The organism is Alteriqipengyuania flavescens (genome assembly GCF_030406725.1).
Taxonomy (GTDB): domain Bacteria; phylum Pseudomonadota; class Alphaproteobacteria; order Sphingomonadales; family Sphingomonadaceae; genus Alteriqipengyuania_B; species Alteriqipengyuania_B flavescens.
The window spans coordinates 1,988,124-2,004,376 of sequence record NZ_CP129107.1; the positions used below are offsets into that span (position 1 = coordinate 1,988,124).

At 66.3% G+C, this 16,253-nt stretch carries 15 protein-coding genes, 1 tRNA gene and 1 pseudogene; 6 read left to right on the top strand and 11 right to left on the bottom strand.

All coding sequences use genetic code 11. The annotated features are described in order from the left end of the window. Window positions 1-20: 20 nt before the first annotated feature. From QQW98_RS10285 to cpdR, 5 genes and pseudogenes are all read right to left on the bottom strand, one after another. Window positions 21-1,235, bottom strand: coding sequence for an NADP-dependent isocitrate dehydrogenase (locus QQW98_RS10285; RefSeq protein WP_290134853.1), 1,215 nt, complete (start codon window positions 1,233-1,235; stop codon window positions 21-23). Window positions 1,236-1,328: 93 nt separating this feature from the next. After that, complete coding sequence (locus tag QQW98_RS10290; RefSeq protein WP_290134854.1) at window positions 1,329-1,652, bottom strand: hypothetical protein; 324 nt, start codon at window positions 1,650-1,652, stop codon at window positions 1,329-1,331. A gap of 623 nt (window positions 1,653-2,275) precedes the next feature. Further along, window positions 2,276-2,599, bottom strand: a pseudogene (locus tag QQW98_RS13990) (type III polyketide synthase); the annotation flags it as partial. Between the two features lie 336 nt (window positions 2,600-2,935). Further along, a tRNA-Val gene (locus QQW98_RS10305) sits at window positions 2,936-3,010 on the bottom strand. A 97-nt stretch (window positions 3,011-3,107) separates the two neighbouring features. Continuing rightward, window positions 3,108-3,482, bottom strand: coding sequence for a cell cycle two-component system response regulator CpdR (gene cpdR / locus QQW98_RS10310; protein WP_290134857.1), 375 nt, complete (start codon window positions 3,480-3,482; stop codon window positions 3,108-3,110). A 69-nt stretch (window positions 3,483-3,551) separates the two neighbouring features. Between cpdR and QQW98_RS10315 the strand changes: the two genes are divergently transcribed. Then, window positions 3,552-4,565: an N-formylglutamate amidohydrolase gene (locus QQW98_RS10315; protein WP_290134858.1), complete on the top strand. Its 1,014-nt coding sequence runs from the start codon at window positions 3,552-3,554 to the stop codon at window positions 4,563-4,565. Between the two features lie 215 nt (window positions 4,566-4,780). Here QQW98_RS10315 and QQW98_RS10320 read toward each other — a convergent pair whose 3' ends face one another. Both QQW98_RS10320 and QQW98_RS10325 read right to left on the bottom strand, forming a co-directional pair. After that, the gene (locus QQW98_RS10320; protein WP_290134859.1) at window positions 4,781-5,584 is read right to left on the bottom strand and encodes a SapC family protein; all 804 of its coding nucleotides are present in this window, start codon (window positions 5,582-5,584) and stop codon (window positions 4,781-4,783) included. A 77-nt stretch (window positions 5,585-5,661) separates the two neighbouring features. Beyond that, a complete protein-coding gene (locus QQW98_RS10325; protein ID WP_290134860.1) occupies window positions 5,662-7,113 on the bottom strand; it encodes an FAD-binding oxidoreductase in 1,452 nt (483 codons plus the stop codon). Window positions 7,114-7,290: 177 nt separating this feature from the next. On the opposite strand from QQW98_RS10325, the gene QQW98_RS10330 reads away from it, so the two are divergent. The 3 genes from QQW98_RS10330 (at window position 7,291) to QQW98_RS10340 (ending at window position 10,262) form a co-directional block, all read left to right on the top strand. After that, complete coding sequence (locus QQW98_RS10330) at window positions 7,291-7,824, top strand: hypothetical protein (RefSeq protein ID WP_290134861.1); 534 nt, start codon at window positions 7,291-7,293, stop codon at window positions 7,822-7,824. Between the two features lie 157 nt (window positions 7,825-7,981). Further along, window positions 7,982-9,370, top strand: a complete 1,389-nt coding sequence (locus QQW98_RS10335; RefSeq protein WP_290134862.1) for a DEAD/DEAH box helicase — start codon at window positions 7,982-7,984, stop codon at window positions 9,368-9,370. A gap of 61 nt (window positions 9,371-9,431) precedes the next feature. Then, the gene (locus QQW98_RS10340) at window positions 9,432-10,262 is read left to right on the top strand and encodes a sterol desaturase family protein (protein ID WP_290134863.1); all 831 of its coding nucleotides are present in this window, start codon (window positions 9,432-9,434) and stop codon (window positions 10,260-10,262) included. Here QQW98_RS10340 and QQW98_RS10345 read toward each other — a convergent pair. Beyond that, the gene (locus QQW98_RS10345; RefSeq protein WP_290134864.1) at window positions 10,259-12,559 is read right to left on the bottom strand and encodes an ATP-dependent helicase; all 2,301 of its coding nucleotides are present in this window, start codon (window positions 12,557-12,559) and stop codon (window positions 10,259-10,261) included. The two genes, QQW98_RS10340 and QQW98_RS10345, sit on opposite strands and share 4 nt — an antisense overlap. Window positions 12,560-12,681: 122 nt before the next feature. Between QQW98_RS10345 and QQW98_RS10350 the strand changes: the two genes are divergently transcribed. After that, window positions 12,682-13,014 carry a hypothetical protein gene (locus QQW98_RS10350; protein WP_290134865.1) on the top strand — a complete coding sequence of 111 codons (333 nt, stop codon included), beginning with the start codon at window positions 12,682-12,684 and terminating at the stop codon, window positions 13,012-13,014. 82 nt (window positions 13,015-13,096) lie between these two features. On the opposite strand, the gene rsmD is transcribed toward QQW98_RS10350, so the two are convergent. Together rsmD and QQW98_RS10360 are read right to left on the bottom strand one after the other, a co-directional pair. After that, entirely contained in the window at window positions 13,097-13,645 is a 549-nt protein-coding gene (gene rsmD, locus QQW98_RS10355; RefSeq protein ID WP_290134866.1) for a 16S rRNA (guanine(966)-N(2))-methyltransferase RsmD, read from the bottom strand. Further along, entirely contained in the window at window positions 13,642-14,397 is a 756-nt protein-coding gene (locus QQW98_RS10360) for a pseudouridine synthase (RefSeq protein ID WP_290134867.1), read from the bottom strand. The genes rsmD and QQW98_RS10360 overlap by 4 nt, the downstream gene beginning before the upstream one ends. A 146-nt stretch (window positions 14,398-14,543) precedes the next feature. Between QQW98_RS10360 and QQW98_RS10365 the strand changes: the two genes are divergently transcribed. Then, window positions 14,544-14,981, top strand: coding sequence for a ferritin-like domain-containing protein (locus QQW98_RS10365; RefSeq protein ID WP_290134868.1), 438 nt, complete (start codon window positions 14,544-14,546; stop codon window positions 14,979-14,981). Here QQW98_RS10365 and QQW98_RS10370 read toward each other — a convergent pair whose 3' ends face one another. Next, window positions 14,982-16,208, bottom strand: a complete 1,227-nt coding sequence (locus tag QQW98_RS10370) for an aromatic ring-hydroxylating oxygenase subunit alpha (RefSeq protein WP_290134869.1) — start codon at window positions 16,206-16,208, stop codon at window positions 14,982-14,984. Window positions 16,209-16,253: the final 45 nt, after the last annotated feature.

The window sequence follows — 16,253 nt, forward strand, 5'->3', positions numbered from 1 at the left end:
AACTGCCGCCGGGTACGCGATCAGGCCGCCATTTCCTTTTCGAGGTTATCGACGATCTTTTCGAAGAACTGCTCGGTGGTCAGCCAGTTCTGGCCGGGGCCGATCAGCAGGGCGAGGTCCTTCGTCATGTCGCCGTCTTCCACGGTCTTGATGCAGACCTGTTCCAGCGTCTCGGCGAATTTCACGACCTCGGGCGTGCCGTCGAACTTGCCGCGATACATCAGGCCGCGCGTCCAGGCGAAGATGCTGGCGATGGGGTTGGTGCTCGTAGCCTTGCCTTCCTGGTGCTGGCGATAGTGGCGGGTAACGGTGCCGTGCGCGGCTTCCGCTTCCACGGTCTTGCCGTCGGGCGTCATCAGCACGGAGGTCATCAGGCCGAGGCTGCCGAAGCCCTGCGCCACGGTGTCGGACTGTACGTCGCCATCGTAGTTCTTGCAGGCCCACACGAACTTGCCGTTCCACTTGAGGGCGGATGCGACCATGTCATCGATCAGGCGGTGTTCGTAAGTGATGCCGGCTTCGGCGAACTTGTCCTTGAATTCGTTGTCGAACACCTCCTGGAACAGGTCCTTGAAGCGGCCATCGTACTTCTTGAGGATGGTGTTCTTGGTGCTGAGATACACCGGCCAGCCGCGGTCGAGCCCGTAGTTCATCGAAGCGCGCGCGAAGTCGCGGATCGAATCGTCGAGGTTGTACATCGCCATGGCGACGCCGCTGGAATGGAATTCATAGACGTCGAGGTCGATCTTCTCGCCATCTTCGCCTTCGAACACGAGGCGCAGCTTGCCGGCGCCCGGGATCAGCGTGTCCTTGGCGCGGTACTGGTCGCCGAAGGCGTGGCGGCCGACGACAATGGGATCGGTCCAGCCGGGCACGAGGCGCGGCACGTTGTCGATCACGATCGGCTCGCGGAAGACCACACCGCCCAGGATGTTGCGGATCGTGCCGTTGGGCGAGACCCACATTTTCTTGAGGTCGAATTCCTCGACCCGCTGTTCGTCCGGCGTGATGGTGGCGCATTTCACGCCGACGCCGTGTTCCTTGATGGCGTTGGCGGCATCGACGGTGATCTGGTCGTCCGTCTCGTCGCGCTTCTGGATCGACAGGTCGTAATATTTCAGGTCGACATCGAGATAGGGGAGGATCAGGCGTTCGCGGATCCACTGCCAGATGATGCGGGTCATTTCGTCGCCATCGAGTTCGACGATCGGGTTCTTAACCTGGATTTTTGCCATGTCGGTCCTGCTTTGTTTTGCGAAGTCTTCGGTTGCCGCGCGCCATAGCAGAGCGGGCCGCGCACGCAAGGCGAGCGCCGATGCCGGGGTCGGTCAGTCGATGCGGGTCATCCGCATTGCGGGCCGCAGGAGCGACGGCACGATGCGCGCCAGCGGCAGGGCGAGCCGGGCGAGGGCGGGACGCTCGGCAAGCGTCCACGCCGCCCTGGCCGCCCTGACCGGTCGTGCCGCGCGGCGGGCGAAACCGCTCTGCCAGCTGCGCGCCGCGACCTGGGTGAGCAACTCGTGTGGATCGGCATCCGCCTGCGCCAGCCGTTCCTTGCGCAGCGCGAGGCAGATGTTGGCGCTGTCGTCTTCCTGCAGGACGATACTCGCATAGCCGTGTTCGAACAGGTGCAGTTCGATGGCATCGCCCACCGTCTCGGCCAGGGTAGGCGAGGGGGGGATGCGGATTCGCAGTCCGAGCGCGGGATTGTGCTTGCTGCGCGGCCGGGGGCGCCTCGCACATCGTGCTTGCCGCTGGCGAGGAACAGTGTGTCCGGCTGCCACTGCCGGTTTTTCGTGGTGACGGTGCGTCCTTCCACCTCGCGTACGGTATCGATTTCCAGCTTCGCCCCTGCGGATAGGGCAGCTTCGCGCATGGCGGTGTCGAGCGCATGGCGCGACAGGCCGTAAGCCACGCCGGGGCAGGGGGGCACGGGCGCTGTCCCGCCCCGCGAAGAGGGCGAGGGTGCGCGCAGGATGGCCGCCAAGCGCGGGGATATTGATGCCAAGCTGTGCGAGCCGCGCGCTCGTCCGCCAGCTGAGGAACCCGCCGCACAGCGCGTCCCCCACCTCGGCATTCCGGTCGAGCGACACGGGTTCCGCGCCGCCCCTGGCCAGCACGATCGCGGCAGCGCAGCCCGCCGGCCCCGCGCCCAGGTGATGAGCCCGGCACTATCGTCGAGCGCGAGCGCGATGTTCTCGCCCAGCGCAAGCCCTTCGCCCTGGTTCTCGACGATCGCCGCGGCCGCCCCGTTGGCGAATTGCATCATGGCGAGGAGCGGTTCGATCTCCGCGACGGGCTGCAAGTGGACGCTGGCGATTTCCACCGTCACCACCAGCACCCGTGCCCCGTCGTCGGAACGGGCGAGGTGGCGCGCGGTGCGCAGGGCGATGGCCCCGGCATAGCAGCCCATGAAACCGATCAGCGTGCGCTCGACATCGCGGCCGAGATCGAGCTCGCGGGCGATGATCTGGTCGATACCTGGTGCGACGAAGCCGGTGCAGCTGGCCACCACCAGGTGGGTGATGCCCGACACGTCGGGCAGCTTGCGGATCGCGGACAGGGCGAGCTCGGGCGCGGACCGCGCGCAAAGCTCCATCCGCTCGGCTGTGCCGGGGGTTTTTCGCGGGCGTGGAAACTGCCCGGCTCCAGCCTGGCATCCGCCTCGTCGAAGATCGACCAGCGATGCGCGATGCCGCTGCGTTCGGCCATGCGTTCGAAGATCGCCCCTTCGCGCTCACCGGGAATCTGGCGGCGCGCCCAGCGACGATAGGTGTCCACCACATCTTGCGCGGGGACGGCGGTGGCGACGGCGGAGATGCGCGGTTCGCCGGAAAGCGCGTGGTTGGTCATGCAGGCCCGACGTGGGGTCTAAACCCGTGCGCTACAAACAAAAAGGCGCCGCAAACGCGACGCCTGTTCGATTGGACCCGAATGGTGGGCGTAGGAAGAGTTGAACTTCCGACCCCTGCAATGTCAATACAGTGCTCTACCACTGAGCTATACGCCCGCACCGTTCGGATTTCGCCTGCGCCGAAGCGTCGGCAGGCGCGCCATCTAGCGGGCGCGCCATGGCTGCGCAAGTGGGAAGTTGGCCCGAAAAGCGCCTAGAGGCGCGCCGACTTGTCAGGCTCGAACATCCGCTCCACTTCCAGCACCAGGTCGCGCAGGTGGAAGGGCTTCGACAGGACCTTGGCCTGCGGCTGTTCCTGGCTCGCCTTCATGCTGACGGCGGCGAACCCGGTGATGAACATCACCTTCGTATCCGGGCTGATCTCGGCGCATTTCTGCGCCAGCTCGATCCCGTCCATTTCCGGCATCACGATGTCGGACAGCAGCAGGTCGAAGGTTTCGGTCTCGAGGTGCGGCACGGCCGCCGTGCCCCGGTCGACCGCGACGACATCGTACCCCGCATTCTCCAGCGCACGCTGCAGGTAGCCCCGCATCGCTTCTTCGTCTTCGGCCAGGAGTATGCGGATCATCGCTGCGCTCTATCCTTCGTCATGCGTTTGCGGGAGGCGAATCCCTACGCCCAAGCCGTTAAGATTTCGATGAAGATCTGCAACGTGATCTGCTTTGACACACACCGCCTCACGGTCCAGCATGGCGCCATGGATGGAGGCAGCAGAAAGGCCGGCGGGGCGCGGCGCGATTCCCGAGGGGGCAGCGTGCCGGGGCTGGCCGGGGCCGCGGCCTGGCACCTGAGCGAGCCGGAGCCTGCGGCAGTCCCGGTGCTGATCGCGGTGCCGCATGCGGGCCGCGCCTATCCGCCCGAACTCATCGGAAAGATGCGCGATCCCGCGCTGGCGGCCCTGCGGCTGGAAGATCGCTATGTCGACATACTCGCCCGCAAGGTGGCCGAGGCGACCTGCGCGGCCCTGCTGCAGGCACACGCCCCGCGCGCGATGATCGACCTCAACCGCGCACCCGAAGAAGTCGACTGGACCATGCTGGAAGGCGGCGCTCAGGGTCAGGGGCGCGGCAGGGGAAGGATCGCCCGGCGGGCGCGCAGCGGCTTGGGACTGGTCCCGCGCCGGCTGTCCGGGATGGGCGAAATCTGGCGCACGCCGCTGCCCGTGGCCGCGCTCGACCAGCGGATCGGCTCCGTCCACGCGCCCTATCACGACGCGCTCGACGGTGCGCTGCGCTCCCTCCACAGCCGCTGGGGCGCGGCGCTGCTGGTCGATTTCCACTCGATGCCGCCGCTCGGGCGACAAGGCGAGGCGCCGGGAGCGGAACTTGTAATCGGCGATCGCTTCGGGGCGAGCTGCGACGGCGGACTGGTCGCGGCGGCCTTCGCCGAAGCCGATCGCCTGGGCCTGCGCGCCGCGCACAACCGCCCATATGCGGGCGGCTACGTGCTCGACCGGCACGGCCGGCCCGCGCGCGGACGCCATGCGATGCAGTTCGAGATTTGCCGCCGCGCCTATCTCGACATGCGTCTTGCGGAACCGGGTGACCGGCTGGAGGATACGGCGTCCAAGCTGGCGCTCGTCATCCGGCGGCTGGCTGCGGAAACCGCCGCGCTAGGCTCCGCAACATCGCTCCCCGAAGCTGCCGAATAAGCCTCGATAAAAAGACCACCCCGCACAAGATCGTACGAGGTGGCCAAGGTTCAGGGAGGTGGCGCATCGCACGCGATGCGCCAATCCGGACCGGCTATGAGGGGGGACCGCCCCGGACACCTTCAAGATGGGTGCCGGGGCGGTCGGTTTCAAGTAAGGACTGGCGCTGAAGCGAGCCGCATTTGCGACAGGCTGCGCGCGCGAAATCCAAAGTTTTAGATGTCGACCTGCAGTTCGCCGTTGGCAGGCTGCGGCGCGTTCGGCGTCTTGCCCTGGCGGGTCTGGCGCGCGAAGATGATCCGCATCATGTCGAGCGACATCAGGTGCGCGTGGATCAGCACGAGAAGGCCGCTCTTGTGCCACTTCTCCACCGTTTCCGTCGGCAGGTTCTGCAGCTTTTCCTGGTCGACCATCTTGAAGCCGCGATAGACATACGGCTGCGCGTCGGGCCGGTTGTCCTGGTTGATCGAAACTTCGCCGTCCATCAGGATGTCGGCGTCCTTCAATTCCTGCATCATCGCCTGCGTGCGCTGACCGGCCTGTTCGAACCGTTCGCAGAACTGCATGACCTGCCGGGTTTCTTCGGACGGCTTGTCACCGTCGAACAGCGCCTTGCCTTCGTCGAATTCGCCGACGAGGCCGCTGGTCGGATCAAAGCACAGCGACATCTCTTCACTGCCTTCCTTGAGGCGCGCCAGCATAAAGGGATAGCGGCGGATGTAGGCCGGGATGTAGAGGTCGTCTTCGATGAACTTGCCATCGTCGTTGACGAAGGTGTTGACGCCTTCGTTGAGGCCCATCAGCGCCAACGGCACCGGCTGGTCGCCCGACGAGAAAATGACCGGGTAGTGGCGCTGCACCTGTGCCAGTTCGTCGGCGGTGACCGGAACGGCGTGCTGGTTCACCAGCCAGGTCGCATGCTCGGTCTGCTTGGCGTGCCAGCCCGCGTGGTCGCGGGTGTTGAGGGGCATCAGGTCCTGATAGAACAGGGGCAATTGGCTTTGCGGCGCGCTGGCCATGGATTTTCTCCGAAAGTCTGGATTCGTCTGTGTCGGCGGAATGAGGCCGGGCGGCCCGCTTCGCATCGCGGCGCGCTTTAAGGGGTTCGCTCGTCTTTCGCAAGGCGAGCGGGCACCAGCTTGCCGGGATTGAGGAGCCCGGCCGGATCGAGCGCGACCTTGATCGCCTGCATCACCGAGATTTCGGCCGGGGCGCGGGTTGCGGCCAGCACGTCGCGCTTGTCCTGTCCGATGCCATGCTCCGCGCTGATCGTACCGCCGACCGCCGCGATCCGTTCGTACACAAAGCGACTGATCGCCTTGCCCTGCTCACGCTCCCACCGTGCGGGTTCGGAGCCTTCGGGCGCAAGCACGTGCAGATGGATGTTGCCGTCGCCCAGGTGGCCGAAACCGCGCACTTCGTGGCCCGGGAATTGCTGCAGAATGACTGTTTCCAGCATCGTGAGCGTATCGGGCATGGCTTCGGGCGGGACTGCGATGTCGTGCTGCACGGCGGGGCGGTGGGCCTTTTCAGCCGGCGCGATGTTCTCGCGCAGGGCCCACAGCGCTTCCGCCTGGGTTTCGCTGGCGGCAATCACCGCATCCTCGACGAGCCCGGCTTCCAGCGCGGACGCGAGGCAAGCCTCGACCGCATCGCCAAGGGCCGCCGCGCCATCCGCATCGGCATCGAATTCCAGCAGCGCGTTCCACGCGTGCCGCCCTTCCAGCGGGTGGTGCGCATCGGGCAAGTAATCGACCACCGTGTCGAGGCAGTCGGCCGGCACGACTTCGAACCCTTCGAGCGCTGCGCCTATGCGGCCCTGGCAATGCAGCAGCAACCGGCGCGCGGTGTGGATATCGGGCAGCCCGGCCCAGACCACCCGCCGTTCCGCAATCGCGGGGACCAGCTTCAGGACCGCGGCAGTCACGATGCCGAGCGTGCCCTCGGAACCGATGAACACCTGCTTGAGGTCGAAGCCCCGGTTGTCTTTCTTGAGCGGGGCGGTGAGGTCGAGGATTTCGCCGCCTGGCGTGACCACTTCGAGCCCGGCGACCAGTTCCCGCATTACTCCGTGGCGCAAGACCTGCGTTCCGCCCGCATTGGTGGAGACGAGCCCGCCGACGGTCGCCGAACCCTTGCCGCCGAGCGACAGGGGAAAGCGCAGGGCCTTTGCCTCAGCCGCCTCGTGCAGTGTTTGCAGCACCACGCCCGCACCGCAGCGCGCGAGCGAGGCCGCGCCATCGATCTCCAGCGTGTCGAGCCGTCGCAGGGAAAGGAGGAGCGCCGTCCCGCTCCCGTCGGGGGTGGCGCCCCCGACCATGCCGCTGTTGCCGCCCTGCGGCACGATCGGCGTGGCGGTTTCGGCGCATAGCTTCACCAGCGCGGCGACCTCTGCCGTGGTGGCGGGCGAGGCGAGGGCCATGGCCCGCCCTTCGTACCGCCCGCGCCAATCGGTCAGCCACGGTGCCATGGCCTCGGCATCGCGCGACAGGCCCTTGTCGCCCAGGATGGCGTGCGCGCGGTCGAGGAAAGGGGTCTGGTCGGTCATCGGAAAACCAGATAGCGATGCGGCAAGCGCCTTACCAGTTCGGAGCCAGTTTTGCGCCAGTTTTGCCGCTCAACAGGCGCGCGGTGGCAGGATTAAGCCATCGTTCAACCGTACTCTCTATCACGGGACGGGCTCGAATACCCCGACGCCGCTTTCCGCCGGAGACCCGCTTACCCCATGCAGTTACTGCCCATCATGCTTGCGCCGCTGGCGCTGATGCTTCCGGCAGTGTCTGCGGGCGGGGCGCAGGATGCGCCCGGGCTGGGTAAGGGCGATCCGCTGGCGGGATCGACCCTGCAGCCCGCCGCCGCAGGCCCGCTCGTCTGGCAGCCCGAGGTCGGGCGGCAGGTCCGGGTCGAACGCCGCGTCGTACTGCGCATCGCCCCGCGCCGGACCAGCAGCGCGCCGCCCCCCGACAATCGTAGCCGCGTACGGTATCGCCGGGTCGCGATGGGCGATTGCATGCCGATGGAAGATGTCGGCGCCGTCCGGCCTTCGGGAGAGAACCGGCTGCTGTTCTTCCGCCGCAGCGGAGGCATCGTGTCCGCCCGGCTCGAACGCAGCTGCAGCGCGCGGGCGTATTATTCCGGCTTTTACGTCGAACGCAGCGAGGACGGGCAGATGTGCGTGGCCCGCGAACGCCTGCGGTCGCGCAGCGGGGTAACATGCAGCATCGCGTCGCTCGAACGGCTGGAGCCCGTCGCAGAATAACGCGGCAGCCGCGCCGCTCCCGTTTCCTTGACTTTTCCGCCGTTTTCGCCGAGAGGCGCGGCGCGTTCGCAGCGTTTCGATTGGCCCGCCGGGCCGGATTGCCCGCAAACGCCCAACCAATCGCTTCGATTGACCTTTAGGGATTTAGCCTAAGCCTATGAAATTTGCCGATCTCGGCCTGTCCGACGAATTGCTCGCTGCGGTCGAAGCCGCGGGCTACGACACGCCTACCCCGATCCAGGCGGAAGCGATTCCGGCCGTCCAGATGATGAAGGACCTGATCGGCATCGCGCAGACCGGCACCGGCAAAACGGCCAGTTTCGTGCTGCCGCTGATCGACGTGCTCGCCAGCGGTCGCCGCCGCGCCCGCATGCCGCGGAGCCTCATCCTGGAACCGACCCGCGAACTGGCGGCGCAGGTGGCGGAAAATTTCGAAAAGTACGGCGTCAATCACGACCTCAAGATGGCGCTGCTGATCGGCGGCGTGCAGATGGGCGACCAGGTGAAGGCGCTGGACGAAGGCGTCGACGTGCTGATCGCCACGCCGGGCCGCCTGATGGACCTGTTCGAGCGCGGCAAGATCCTGCTCAACGGTTGTGAACTGCTGGTGATCGACGAAGCCGACCGCATGCTCGATATGGGCTTCATCCCCGACATCGAGTTCATTTGCGACAAGCTGCCCGAACCGCGCCAGACGCTGCTGTTCTCTGCCACCATGCCGCCTCCGATCGAGAAGCTGGCAAGCAAGTTCATGACCAATCCCAAGCGGATCGAAGTGAGCCGCGCGGCGACCACCAACAAGGACATCACCGCCTTCAAGGTGAACGTCCAGCCGCGCCAGAAGCGCGAGACGCTGGAATGGCTGCTGCGCAACGACCATGTCGAGACCGCGATCGTCTTCTCCAACCGCAAGACGACCGTGCGAGAGCTCAACAAGCACCTGCAGCGCGCCGGATTCGCCAGCGGTGAAATCCACGGCGACATCGACCAGGCGACCCGCCAGCGCGAGCTGGAGCGGTTCAAGTCCGGCGACATGAACATCCTCGTCGCCAGCGACGTCGCTGCGCGCGGGCTCGACATCAAGGGCGTGAGCCACGTGTTCAATTACGACACGCCGTGGCACCCGGACGATTACGTCCACCGCATCGGCCGGACGGGGCGTGCGGGGGCCAAGGGTCGCGCCTTCACCTTCGTCACACCCGACGATGCAGAGGCGATCGACAATGTCGAAAAGCTCACCGGCAATCCGATCCCGGTGTTCGGCAAGAACGACGTCCGCGTCGAACTGAAGCAGCCCGCCGCCGACAAGCCGGAAAAGCGCAGCAAGCCGAAGAAGGCCGAGGCAGAGGACAGTGAGGCGCCCGAGCAGGCACGCGATCCGTCGCCCGGGCGCAAGCCGCGCAAGGATACGCGCAAGAGCGAGGAAAAGCGCGAGAAGCCTGCAAAGACGCAGCGCAAGCCGCGCCGCCAGCAGGATGAAGAGCCCGTGCCCGCCGGCGAGTGGAACGGACCGCGTCCGGACTTCCTCGACACCTCGGCAATCTGAACGCGCGCGTCTGGCGCAAAGTTAACCGAATGTTGAAGCCCCGCGCGCGATATGCGCGGGGATGGAAGCCTTCGCATCCGATGCCGCAGCCAAGATGCTGGCCTTCGCGCCGGCCGCGCTGCTGTTCGCGGTGCTCGCCACGATCCTGAAGCGCGAGCGGATCTGGGCTGCGCTCGCCCGCACGAGGGGCGAGACGCTGACCAACATCGGCCTCGTCGCGATCAATTCGCTGATCCTCGCCCCGCTGCTGGTCCTGCCGACCGAACGCTGGAACGATGCGGCGGCGATTTTCCCTGCGATGGCCGCTTTCTGGGATGCGCAGGGCGCCGCGCTGGTCCTGCCGGTCACGCTGCTGGCGGGCGAATTCGTCATCTACTGGCGCCACCGGGCAGAGCATACGAGATGGCTCTGGCCGATGCACGCCGTCCACCATTCGGACACGGCGATGACGTGGCTGGCGCTGCTGCGCAAACACCCGCTCGCCAAGGTGCTCTCGCTGTTCGTGGATGTCGCGCCGCTGATCCTGCTGGGCCTGCCGGTTTGGGCGATCGTCGTCTGCGGGCTGGCACGCACCTGGTGGGGGTACTTCATCCATGCGGACGTGCCGTGGACGCTGGGCCCGCTCGGCAAGTGGCTGATCAGTCCGGCTGCCCACCGACTCCACCACATCGATGACCTGGAACTATGCGGCAGCAATTACGGTGGCATCCTGACGGTTTGGGACCGCCTGTTCGGCACTTATGTCGACCCCGCACCCTTCATCGATTGCCGGACTGGCGTTGAAGGTGGCTCGAAAGGCCTGGCGGGCGAACTTGCGCGGCCATTTGCGGGCTGGGCGGCGATGGCGCGCAAGCCCGCCGCGCGGGCCGCGCAGGAAACTGCCGAAGCCTAGTCCGCTGGTTTCACGAAGCTGTCGATGACCCGCTTGGTGCCGGCATCCTCGAAATTGATTTCCAGCTTGTTGCCTTCCTGGCCCATGACCGTGCCGTAACCGAACTTGTCGTGGAACACCCGCGCGCCCAGTGCGATGTCGGTGCGCGGCTTGGCGGCGAAGCTGGCGGCGCTGCGGCCCGGCTCCTTCACCCGCACCGGCGTCGTGTCGTATCCGCTGGCGAGCGCGCGCTGCCAGCCGGGCCCGCGCGCGCTGCTGCGGCCGGGGCGGTTCTGCGAAACGTGGGCGAACGGGTCCTCCGTCTCCGTCCAGTTCGCGCGCCATAGCGAGGCGCCGCCGGTCATGGTGGTTTCCTGCTCGATATGCTCGTCCGGCAACTCCTCGACGAAGCGGCTGGGGATGGAGCTGGTCCACTGGCCGTAGATGCGCCGGTTTGCCGCATGCAGGATCGTGCAGCGCCGCCGTGCACGCGTGATGGCGACATAGGCGAGGCGCCGCTCTTCCTCGAGACTGGCGAGCCCGCCTTCGTCGAGCGCGCGCTGGGAGGGAAACACACCGTCCTCCCACCCCGGCAGGAAGACGTGGTCGAATTCCAGCCCCTTGGCGGCGTGGATGGTCATGATCGTGACCTTCTCGTCTTCCGCATTGGCATCGTTGTCCATGACCAGCGCGACATGTTCGAGGAAATCGCCGAGCGTGTCATACTCCTCCATCGCGCGGGCGAGTTCGGACAGGTTCTCCGCGCGGCCCGCAGCCTCCGCCGTCCGGTCCGCTTCCAGCATCGCGTCGTAACCGCTCTCCGCCAGTACGGTACGCAGCAGTTCGGCGGGGGAGATTTGCTCCGCCATGTCCCGCCAGCGCAGGAAATCGTGGAGCAGGGCGGCGATCGTGTTGCGGGCGCGGGCGGGCAGTTCGTCGCTGTCGGCCAGTTCCAGCGATGCGGCGGCGAGCGGCTGCTGCGTGCGCCGCGCATGCTGGTGCATCTTCTCGAGCGTCTTGGCACCAAGGCCACGCTTGGGCTGGTTGTAGATGCGCTCGAACGCCAGGTCGTCCTGCGGCTGGGCAATCACCCGCAGGTAAGCGAGCGCGTCGCGGATTTCCGCGCGTTCGTAGAAGCGGAAACCGCCGATGATGCGGTAATTGAGGCCGATCTGGATGAAGCGGTCTTCGAACTCGCGGGTCTGGTAGGATGCGCGCACGAGGATGGCGACCTCGTCCAGCGACGCGCCTTCCCGCTCCAGGCGTTCGATTTCCTCGCCCACGCGGCGCGCTTCCTCCGGCGCGTCCCACACACCGATAACACGGACCTTCTCGCCTTCGGGCAGCTCGGTCCACAAGGTCTTGCCGAGCCGCTGGCTGTTGGCGTCGATCAGTCCGCCGGCGGCGGCAAGGATTTGCGGGGTGGAGCGATAGTTCTGCTCCAGCCGCACGACCTTGGCGCCCGGGAAATCCTTCTCGAACCGCAGGATGTTGGCAACCTCCGCCCCGCGCCAGGAATAGATCGACTGGTCGTCATCCCCCACGACGCAGATGTTCTTGCGCTCCTGCGCGATCAGCCGCAGCCACAGGTACTGCACGGCGTTGGTGTCCTGGTATTCGTCCACCAGGACGTATTTGAACCGCTTCTGGTAGCTTTCGAGCACGTCGCGATGCTGGCGCAGGATGTTGAGCATGTGCAGCAGCAAATCGCCGAAGTCGCAGGCGTTGAGCTGTTTCAGCCGCTCCTGGTAGCGCGCGTACATCGCCTGGCCCTTGCCGTTGCCATACGCCTCGTTGTCGACCGCGGTGAGATCGGCGGGGTTCAGCCCGCGGTTTTTCCACCCGTCGATCAATCCGGCGAGTTGGCGGGCGGGGAAGCGCTTCTCGTCGAGACCGGCTTCCGCGATCAGCGCCTTGAGCAGGCGCAGCTGGTCGTCCGTGTCGATGATCGTGTAGTTGGGCTCCAGCCCGACCAGCTCGGCATGGCGGCGCAGCATCTTGGCGCCGATCGAATGGAAGGTGCCGAGCCACGGCATGCCTTCCAGCGCCCCGCCGGTCAGCTTGCTGACACGGTCGCGCATTTCGCGCGCCGCCTTGTTGGTGAAGGTGACGCACAGGATCTCGCTCGGCCAAGCCATTCGTTCGCGCACGATGTGGGCAAGCCGGTGGGTGAGGGCGGCAGTCTTGCCCGTGCCGGCACCGGCCAGCATCAGCACCGGCCCGTCCAGCGTCATCACCGCCTCGCGCTGCGGCGGGTTGAGATGCGCAAGCCACTGCGGAGCGGCCTGTGCAGGCAGGTTGGGGTCGGTTTCGGGCATGGTGAACAGCTAGGGAACACGGGGCCGCTGCGCAAGGCGTCAGTCCGCGCGAACGCGCTGGCACGCGGAACGGATTTCCATCGTCCGGCGTTTGGATGGCCAGAGAATTGAAGGAGTTGCCGGTGCGCAAGATTTTCACCGCCGCCGCGGCCGCCGCCGTTTTCATCGGACTTCCCGCCGCCGCCTCGGCGCAGGACGCGAACGCATCGGATACCGCCGATTCCGCGACGGAGGCTGCCAACAGCGGCGGACCGGCAACGCGCCAGGCCGTGCTCGACACGACGCCTGCCCCGCAAAAGGATTATCCGGTTTGCAGTGCGACCGTGACCGACGGCTGCATCCAGCCGCGCGAGGCCGGGATGAATTACGGCAATCGTCCGCTCGATTACTGGCCAGGCAAGCCTGCCAGCCAGATGACCCCGGAAGAAAAGCGCGCTGCCCGTCCGAAAGACTGAGCGGCACGCAGCCGGACCAGTTCGTCACGCCTGTGGCGTTGGAAAGGGCGCTCCGCCAAGCAGGGTGCCCTTTCTTTTGCGCTCAGTCCGGCAGGCGCAGCAGCCGGAGCATAGCCTTGCCGACCTTGCGTTCGGCCGCGATGTCGACCGCCTTGAAGCTCGCCTCCTCGTCCGCTGCGGTTTCCAGCGCGATCCAGGTCGCCGGGCCGATCCAGCCGAGCCGGGCAAGCCGGTCGATCGCCACCGCGCCCGCGCCGGTGTGATAGGGCGGGTCCAGCAGAATCAGGTCGTGCGGAGCCTTCGCGGGTCCAAGCGACAGCACCGACCCCGCCTGGACGGCGAAGCGCGTGCGGTCGACCTTGAGCGAGGTTAGGTTCGCCCTGATCGCGTCGACCGCGCTGCGTTCCTGCTCCACGAACAGGCAATGCGCCGCGCCGCGCGACAGCGCCTCGATACCGAGCGCGCCGGAGCCGGCGAACAGGTCCGCCACGCTCAGGCCCTCGAAGCTGCCGAGGCGGCTGGCGAGCATGTTGAACAGCGTTTCGCGCGTCCGGTCCGCAGTGGGGCGCGTAGTCTCCCCTTTGGGCGCGACGAGCTTGCGACCGCGCCAGTCGCCGGCGACGATCCTCACGCTTTCAGCTTCCGCCGCATCGCTTCGAGTGGGCCGCGGGGTACGATATCGACCTGCCCGCGGGGCAAATCGCTGAGTTCGAACGGGCCGTAGGCGGTGCGGACCAGCCGGTTCACCTGCAGGCCGAGATGTTCGAGGACATTGCGCACCTCGCGGTTCTTGCCTTCGGTCAGGGTCATTTCGATCCACTGGTTGCGGCCGCTGCTGCGTTCCAGGTTCGCGTCGATGGGGCCATAGCGCATGCCATCCACCGTGATCCCGGTCATCAGGTCCTCCAGCGTTTCCTGCGAAACCTCGCCGAAGGCGCGCGCCCGGTAAGTGCGCGGGATCTCGTTGCGCGGCAGTTCCAGCGCGCGCTTCAGTTCGCCGTCGTTGGTCAGCAGCAGCAGGCCTTCGGTGTTGTAGTCCAGCCGGCCGACCGGCATCACCCGCGGCGCATCCTTGGGCAGGGCGTTGCGCAGCGCGTCGTAAATCGTGGGCCGGCCTTTCGGATCGCGCTCCGCCGTCAGCAAGCCGGCGGGCTTGTGGAAGCGATAGAGGCGGGCGGGCGCGGGCTTTTCGACCGGCTTGCCGTCCACGCTGACGCCCTTGAGCGAAGTGAGCAGGGTCGCCGGTTTTTCGACCGGCTTGCCGTCGATGGCGATCCGGCCATCCTCGATCATCCGTTCCACTTCGCGGCGGCTGGCCACGCCGGCGCGCGCCAGCAACTTGGCGATGCGCTGCGGCGCGTCGGCTTCGTCTCGATTACTCATCCGCAGCGCCTTAGCGGGCATTGGCGGCGCGGCCAACGCTTGGTCGGACAATAGCGGCAACTGGTCGCGCAATCCGGATAAAAACCGTTGATGGACAGTTGGTTGGGTAAGTCGATCACGACATTACACCAATACAGGACATTATCATGACCCAAGGACTCGCAACGCTCGAAACCCTCGCTGACACCGCGATCGACAGCACGCTCGGCTACGAAAAGGCGGCCGAGCGCGCTACCGATGCCAATCTGCAGAACACACTTCGCTCTGCGGGCGCCGAACGGCGTAAGGTCGTTAGCAGCTTGAACAACGAAATCAGTCGACTTGGCGGCACGCCCCGCCAGGATGGATCGTTTAGTGGCAGCGCCCACCGCGCATGGGTCGATATAACGACCATGTTCGGCGACAAGAACGAAAGCGCCGTCGAACGCGTCGAAGAAGGCGAAGATTACATCAAGGGCAAATTCCAGAGCGCGCTGGACGGCGATGACCTCCAGCCGGAAAGCCGCCAGGTCGTTCAGCAATGCTACGCCCAGATCTGCGAAGGCGAACGCATGAGCGACCGTCTCGGCTCGCAGTTTTCCTGATCACTTGCAATTCGAGGGTAAGGCCCTCGGCGAAGACCCCGCTCGATCGAGCGGGGTCTTTTCGTTGGATGAGTTAACCTCGCGCAATTGCTCCGCGATCAATTCGGAGAAGCGCGCGATCCCGCTTTCAAGCGCGCCCAAGGTGATATGCTCGACCGCGCCGCTGGAAAGGCCCTGCTGGCCGAGTTCCGCGGCGCGGAAATCCTCGGACGCGAAGACGCTGCCGTCGAGCAGCGCCCAGCTACGCTCCCAGTGATCGCGGGCCTTGTCGGTCGCGGGCGGTTCGGGGATCAGCATGAAATCCTCCACCAGCGTGTGGCCCACCGCCTGCGGCCACAGGGTCATGATGTTGATGTAGTCCGGGCTGGGAATTACGATTGCGCCGGGCAGCAACTGGTAGGCGAATGTCACGATCCGCCGCAGCGCTTCCATGTCGGAGAGGTCCACGCCCTCCATCTCGTCGATCCGGCCCACTGCGCTGCGCAGGTGCGGGCCGATCTCGTCGCCTGCCGTTACCCCGTCGCGGAAGAACGGGCCGATGGTGCCGCTGTGCAGCCGCGTGACGTGATAGGATTCAAGGAAGGCATCCATGATCAGCTTCCAGTTCGCCGCCACCGAGTGGGTCTTACGGCGGAACAGGTGCAGGTCCGCCATGCCGAACGCGGCAAAATCCTCGCCCAGCGTGCGCGCGTGCGCGAAGTCGGCGTTGCCGATTGGGGAAAACCAGATCGCGCCGCCGCTCTCGATGCTCGGCAATTCGACGAGGCCGTGGGCGGACTTGTCGAGGCCGGGAAACGTCTCGGGCCGGGGCAGGGCGAGCAGCTTGCCGTCGAGCCCGTAAGTCCATGCGTGGTAAGGGCAAACCAGCCGCGCTGCACTTTTCGGCTCATCGCCCTCGATCAGCCGCGTCCCGCGATGGCGGCACACGTTGAGGAAGACGCGCGCCGTCCCTTTCTTGTCGCGCGTGACCAGCAGCGGTTTGCCGGAAAGGTCGTGCGGCGCCGCCATGCCCGCTTGCGGCAGCAGCGCGGAGGGGGCGACCAGCTGGGGCATCCAGCCGTAGAGCGCGGCCATCTCCCGCTCGAAATGGGCATGATCGGTGTAATCGCTGGCCGGCAGCGTCGACATCCCGCGATCCGCCCTGGTCGCACCTGCTGCCACCGCGCGGGCGAGGGCCAGCTGTCCGGCGGAAGGTGTTCGCCGCGCGGCGGTTGTGATTGCGTTCATGCGCACATCCTTTAACTGCGGGTCACACTTTCGCACGAACCGGTG